At 39.2% G+C, this 5,919-nt stretch carries 5 protein-coding genes; all 5 read right to left on the bottom strand.

The annotated features are described in order from the left end of the window. Positions 1-80: 80 nt before the first annotated feature. A complete protein-coding gene (locus ACOVO2_RS19710) occupies positions 81-773 on the bottom strand; it encodes a response regulator transcription factor (RefSeq protein ID WP_188763611.1) in 693 nt (230 codons plus the stop codon). A 54-nt stretch (positions 774-827) separates the two neighbouring features. After that, a complete protein-coding gene (locus ACOVO2_RS19715; protein ID WP_421771624.1) occupies positions 828-2,543 on the bottom strand; it encodes a sodium:solute symporter in 1,716 nt (571 codons plus the stop codon). Next, a complete protein-coding gene (locus ACOVO2_RS19720; RefSeq protein WP_421771625.1) occupies positions 2,540-2,695 on the bottom strand; it encodes a hypothetical protein in 156 nt (51 codons plus the stop codon). Before ACOVO2_RS19720 ends, ACOVO2_RS19715 begins: the two co-directional genes overlap by 4 nt. 27 nt (positions 2,696-2,722) lie before the next feature. After that, complete coding sequence (locus tag ACOVO2_RS19725; RefSeq protein ID WP_421771626.1) at positions 2,723-4,900, bottom strand: tetratricopeptide repeat protein; 2,178 nt, start codon at positions 4,898-4,900, stop codon at positions 2,723-2,725. Positions 4,901-5,151: 251 nt separating this feature from the next. Continuing rightward, on the bottom strand, positions 5,152-5,919 hold a 768-nt coding region (locus ACOVO2_RS19730; RefSeq protein ID WP_421771627.1), incomplete at its 5' end, for a patatin-like phospholipase family protein.

The following is a 5,919-nucleotide window of genomic DNA, read 5'->3' on the forward strand; positions in this document are numbered from 1 at the left end:
TTGAAAAAAAATGTGGCACACCTCGTTTATCGCAATAAAAGAGGTGTGCCACATTTAATGACACAATTCGGAGAATTGTGTTACTCATCTTTCAAAACATAACCCATGCCAGTTTTGGTATGAATAAGTTTTGGTTCGAAATCTTTGTCGATTTTTTTGCGGAGGAAATTGATATATACTTCAATCACATTTAAGCTATTTTCGGCATTATTTCCTTCCCAGATTTTCTCGGCAATTTCGGCCTTTGAAACTACTTTTCCTTTATTACGTATCAGGTATTCGAGCAACGAAAATTCTTTTGGTGTAAGGTCAATATGTTTACCTTGACGAGTTGCCATTTTACTCTCAAAATTGATTTCGAGGTCGGCAATGCGTAGAATATTTGCATTGGTTTCGTTTTCGGCGTAGGCACGTTTCAAGAAAACATTCACGCGGGCAATCAATTCACGGTATTCAAAAGGTTTTACGATATAATCATCGGCACCTTTTTCAAAACCTAAGATTTTATCATCGGTTTCACCTAGGGCCGTCAACATGATAATTGGCGTTTGGCGGTCACGCTCTCTGATTTTTGCACAAACCTCATAGCCATTCATTAAGGGCAAATTCACATCGAGCAAAATCAAATCGTATTTACCACTTAGGGCAAAACGAAGTCCAATTTGTCCATCAAAAGCAATTTCGGTTTCAAAGTCTTTCTCTGACAAACCTTTTACTAAGTTTTCGGCCAAACGTTGGTCGTCTTCTACGATGAGTATTTTTTTCTTTTCCATATTTTTGTTGAGACAATAGATATGAGACACGAGACAAAAGAATATTTTGTTCTTTTAATCTAAAATCTCTTGTCTTTTGTCTAAAATCTTAAATCTTTTCTGTAAAACCCAAGCAATGCCAATTACAAGAAAACAGCCAATCGGATTGAACCACAGATAAGCTATCCACTCTTTTTTCAGAATTACTTGCGGAATTCCAATACCAAGAATAATAGCTTGACTGATAACTGCTGCCCAAAAAGTGGCCGTTCCGCCAATGTTTTTGAAATAAAATGCGACTAAAAATACGCCAAGAATTATTCCATAAAACAATGAGCCAAGCACATTGACAACTTCAATCATATTACCAAGCTGGTTGGCGTATTGTGCGACAAATATACAAAAAAGCCCCCACAAAACGGTCGAAACTTTTGAGGCGTTGAGTTCGGCCTTTTCGGAAGGTGTATTTTTAGAGAATTTTCGATAAACATCTACCACCGAAGTTGCCGCCAAAGAGTTATAAGCAGAAGCAATCGAACCCATTGAAGCTGCAAAAATTACGGCAATCAGAAGCCCGATAAGTCCGTGCGGTAGGTGGTCGAGTACGAATCTGAGAAATACAAAATCTCGGTCGTTGGTGCTGGCCGATGGGTCATTTTTCTTAATTAATGACACAACTTCACCTTTGATGCTTTTAATAACCGAATCAGACTTATACAAATTAGCTTTATAAACATCCAGTTGTTGGTCAGTAAGATTTTCGGAGCCAACTAAGAGCTGTTTACGTTGCTCGGTTACGCTTTGGTATTGACTTTCTAAGGCTTTATATTCGGTGGCATATTGGCTATTTAATAGCTTATCGGTTTCAACTTTGTTGAAAAATACAGGTGAAGAGTTATACTGATAAAACACAAAAACCAAAACACCCACCAATAAAATTAGAAACTGCATCGGGATTTTCAACAAACCATTCATTACTAAACCCAAACGGCTTTGCGTGATAGACTCGCCCGTTAGATAACGCCCAACTTGTGATTGGTCAGTACCAAAATAAGAGAGTTGCAAAAAGAAACCACCAATCAGCCCCGACCACAGATTATAGCGGTCTTTGGGGTTAAAATCAAAGCTTACAACATTCGTATGATTAGCTTTCCCCGCAATTTTCAATGCTTTCACTAAGCCGATTTCGGGCGGGAGCATCATTACTACAATTACACCCGCCAACACCATTGCTACCGTAATAACAATCATTTGTTGGAGGTGTGTGTAAGAAATAGCTTTTGTTCCACCGACAACTGTATAAGTCAACACCATTCCGCCCATTAGAATATTTGTCCAGAAAATATCCCAGCCAAAAATTGTTGAGAGAATAATTGACGGTGCGTAAATTGAAATTCCCGTAGAAAGACCACGTTGAATCAAGAATAAAAATGCTGTAAAAACCCGCACTTTCCCATCGAAACGTTTTTCGAGGTATTCGTAGGCGGTATAAACTTTTAATCGATGAAAAATCGGTATAAAAGTCACACACAATACTATCATGGCCAACGGAAGCCCAAAGTAGAATTGTACAAAACGCATACCGTCGTCAAATCCTTGTCCAGTGGTTGAAAGAAATGTAATGGCACTAGCTTGGGTAGCCATCACCGAAAGCCCAACGTGATACCACGGAAGTGACTGATTTCCAAGTAAATAACCATCAATATTTTTATCTTTATGGTTTTTGTACACTCCATAAACAATAATAAAAAGTAAGGTAAATGTAAGTAGGGTCCAGTCGAGGTTTGTCATGCAAAATATAGGGTGAAAGCGTAGAAAAGTACAATAGATACTACCAAAGAAATAAACACTAAGGCATATACGTTTTTCCAAGTTTTTAGAAATGGGGGTGCTTCTTCAGCCTCCATCAAAACATCGAGTTGCTCTCTTTTCTCTTCTTCCATTTTTAGGGTTGTTATTATGTATAGATGTTATTTTTTATCGAAAACCGCCATCAATTCTTTTGCTCTTGGCATCAGACCGCTCGAAGGATACCCTTGAATAAACTCATTGAGGGCTTGTTTGTAGGCATCTTTTTGCTCTAATTTTGCAAATAAGAAAATGCGTAACATCGCAAATTTATCTTCGATGCTTGTTCCTGTATAAGTAATCAGGCCATCTTCGGCGAGTTTCATGGCCGACTCATAACTTTCATTGACATACAAATTAAATGCTTGCGAATAAACTACATTAGCTTTTGATTCAGTATCGCTCGTAATCTCGACCTTTCCTCTTAAAAGCTGACGTGCATAAGTTGAAGCCGGGAATTTATCAATCAGTGTCTTGCGGTACGGGCTTGTAGCCTGATTATCAGACAATAAGGTGAGCAAATACAATACTTCGACTTCGTGTACGGTATTTGGGAATTTATTGAGTAATGTCAAGAAGGTTTCGGTAGCATTTTGTGGCTCGTTAAACTGAAACTTATAAATCTTCCCGAGTTGATAGAGGGCTTCTTCTTGCTTACGCTTCGAGGCTACGAGCTTTTCGGGTGTGGTCGGAATCTTCTCGTACAGTTCTTTTTTCTTGCCTTCGAGAGCCAAAGCTTCTTTCTCTTCTCGGAGCTTTTTTAGTTCCTCGGGGCTTTGCTTGGGTGCTTGTTTGGTAGGTTCTTGCCCCACTACTCCTCGCTCAACTTTAAAACTAATAGACCCCGCTTCTTTGTCTTTTCTACGCCAGTTATCATCTAAAGGTCGGCTGCCCCACACTTGTTGAAAATCACTTTTATTACGAGCAATCACGAGCGGGTCGTATAAGGCCCAACGCTTAAATTCGGGGTCTTTGTCAGACAGACGCTCAACAGGAAGGCTGTTTTGCGAAACAATTTTTTGTGCCATTTCCTGCATTAGTCTATCGTCTTCTTCTTTTTGCTTGATGATTCGTTCGAGAGATTTATCCAATGCCGCAGGATTCATAGCTGCTAACTGCTGAAGGCTATCTTCAACGATTAATACTTTCTGATATTTTACAAAATCGCCCAATGAAATGGCTCTTTTGGCAATGCGTTCGTAATCAGTTGAAGTTTTCGGCAGGGCAGTAAGTGTACTGTCGTAGTACATACTGGCCACATCGTATTTGTTTAAATGATTATAATAAAGTTCGGCCAGCTCGAGGTAGGTGTAAGCATCTTGTGTGCTATTGCCTTTTGAGCTTCTGAGCGACGAATTAAAATATTCGATGGCTTTCGGGTAGTTTTGTTTCTTCATTTCCAAACTTCCCATCGTGAAATAAATCTTATCTTTTAGGTCAGAATTCTTTCTATCGACCAGCATCTTCTTGAAATTATCTTGTACACCCGCCGTACTTCCTCGTTGCGAAGCGGCTTCATCGAGCAAAGTATTCATGCGGGCATAAAACTCCATGTCATAATTTGGTCGATTTTTGGCAACGGCCGCAAAATGAGGTAATGCTTTGGCGGGTTGTCCAATCATATCAAACATTTGTCCAACCGCAAAATGCACACGAGCAGTTTGTTCGTTTCTCGACATCAATTTGAGAGCTTCTTCGCCGATGGCAGCCGAAATGGCAAATTCTTCTCGGCGTTGATGTAAATACGCTTTAGTCAAGTAGAAATCTCGGGTATTTTCTTTATTCAAATCAAGTGTGCGAAGCACATCCGAAACTTTGAGGGCGGTATCATAGTCTTTTTGTTCGGTATAAGCACGCATCAGCCAAACTAAGGCCGCGTGTTTATCTTCTTCTTTGCTTTCGGTTGAGTTGATGTATTTGAAAATTTCGATAGCATTCAGATAATCTTCTTTCAAAAGTCGGGCTTTTCCGAGCAAAATATAGGCCTCTCCTAAATATTTTGAGTTAGAATGGCGTTCGGCAATGAGTGAAGTTTTCTCAATGACTTCTTTTAGATTCGTAGCAACCGCCTGACTTTTAGTAGAATCAATCGGCACGAAGATGGTCATCAAGGCACTATAATTTTCTACTCGCTTATCGAACAGGTCTTTTTCGGCCTGTTTCATGTTGTCACGGGCAATAATGAGCGAGTTGAAACGAGCATTGGTGTTATGCCACGCCTTGCTTGTTGGGGAGTTGCTAAACTGCGAACAAGAGGCAGCTAACAACGAAAATGCTATCAGTATATATAGTTTTTGCACCTTAAATATTCAAATTGATGATTATTAAGTAGTCCACAGTCAACAGTTGGCAGTTAACAGTCGGGTATAAATTATATTGTAAAGTGATGATAACTTTTCTTTATAAAAACCATTATTAAGAAAAATCTATTGGTGATTTACCTTTTTTAACGGTTTTGTTCAAAAAAAATTGTCTAATTTCATGCCAAAAAACCGAGAGTCTCTAATGATTCTTGGCCTCATGTTCTGAGTCTCAATTTTTAGCTTGACTATTACATTACCTGCGATAATTTTCCTTCGGCTGCACGTATCATATTTTCATAGCCGATTTTATAAATATCTTTTGCTTTTGCCAAACTTAAACCATTATAATTGTATATTTCGGTTGGCTCAACTGCAATATCACAACGCTTCAGTTTTTCGCCCGCATTGCTTCTAATGGCTATATAAAGGCTTTTCATAAGTATATCTTTGGCCGAATTGATAGCCATTTCGTTGCTTACTGGCGTAACGTTGACGCCAATAATAAAATCACAGATGCCTTCGAGTGGCTCAATAGGAAGGTTATTGGTCACTCCCCCATCAATCAAAATTCGGTCTTGAAATTTAATCGGCTCAAAGATACCCGGAATACTGCACGAAGCCATAACTGCCTTGATGAGTTCGCCCTCACTAAAGTAAACTGGTTCACTTTTTTCAATATCGGTTGCACAAACAATGAGCGGCGTTTTTAGGTTTTCAAACGAATTGTGGGGAATATATTTCAATAAAATTTCTTCTACTTTTCCCATCTTGAACAAACCGAAGCGATTAAAGGCAAATTTCAGTGAATTCATGATTCCCAACGATTGGATTGTTTCAAAAATAAAATCAGGTGAATATCCTGCGGCAGTTAAAGCCCCGACAAGCGAGCCAGCACTGGTGCCAGTTATCATTGATGGCTTTATTCCTAACTCGTTGAGTGCCTTCAAGGCTCCTAAATGAGCAAGCCCTCTGCTGCCTCCGCCCGATAATGCGATTCCTATTTTCATGGATTTAAT

This window comes from Emticicia sp. (assembly GCF_049241225.1).
GTDB lineage: Bacteria > Bacteroidota > Bacteroidia > Cytophagales > Spirosomataceae > Emticicia.

Excerpts from the sequence above, each read along its gene's own strand:
- ACOVO2_RS19720 (WP_421771625.1), bottom strand. The coding sequence starts at position 2,695 with ATGGAAGAAGAGAAAAGAGAGCAACTCGATGTTTTGATGGAGGCTGAA.
- ACOVO2_RS19710 (WP_188763611.1), bottom strand. The coding sequence starts at position 773 with ATGGAAAAGAAAAAAATACTCATCGTAGAAGACGACCAACGTTTGGCC.
- ACOVO2_RS19715 (WP_421771624.1), bottom strand. The coding sequence starts at position 2,543 with ATGACAAACCTCGACTGGACCCTACTTACATTTACCTTACTTTTTATT.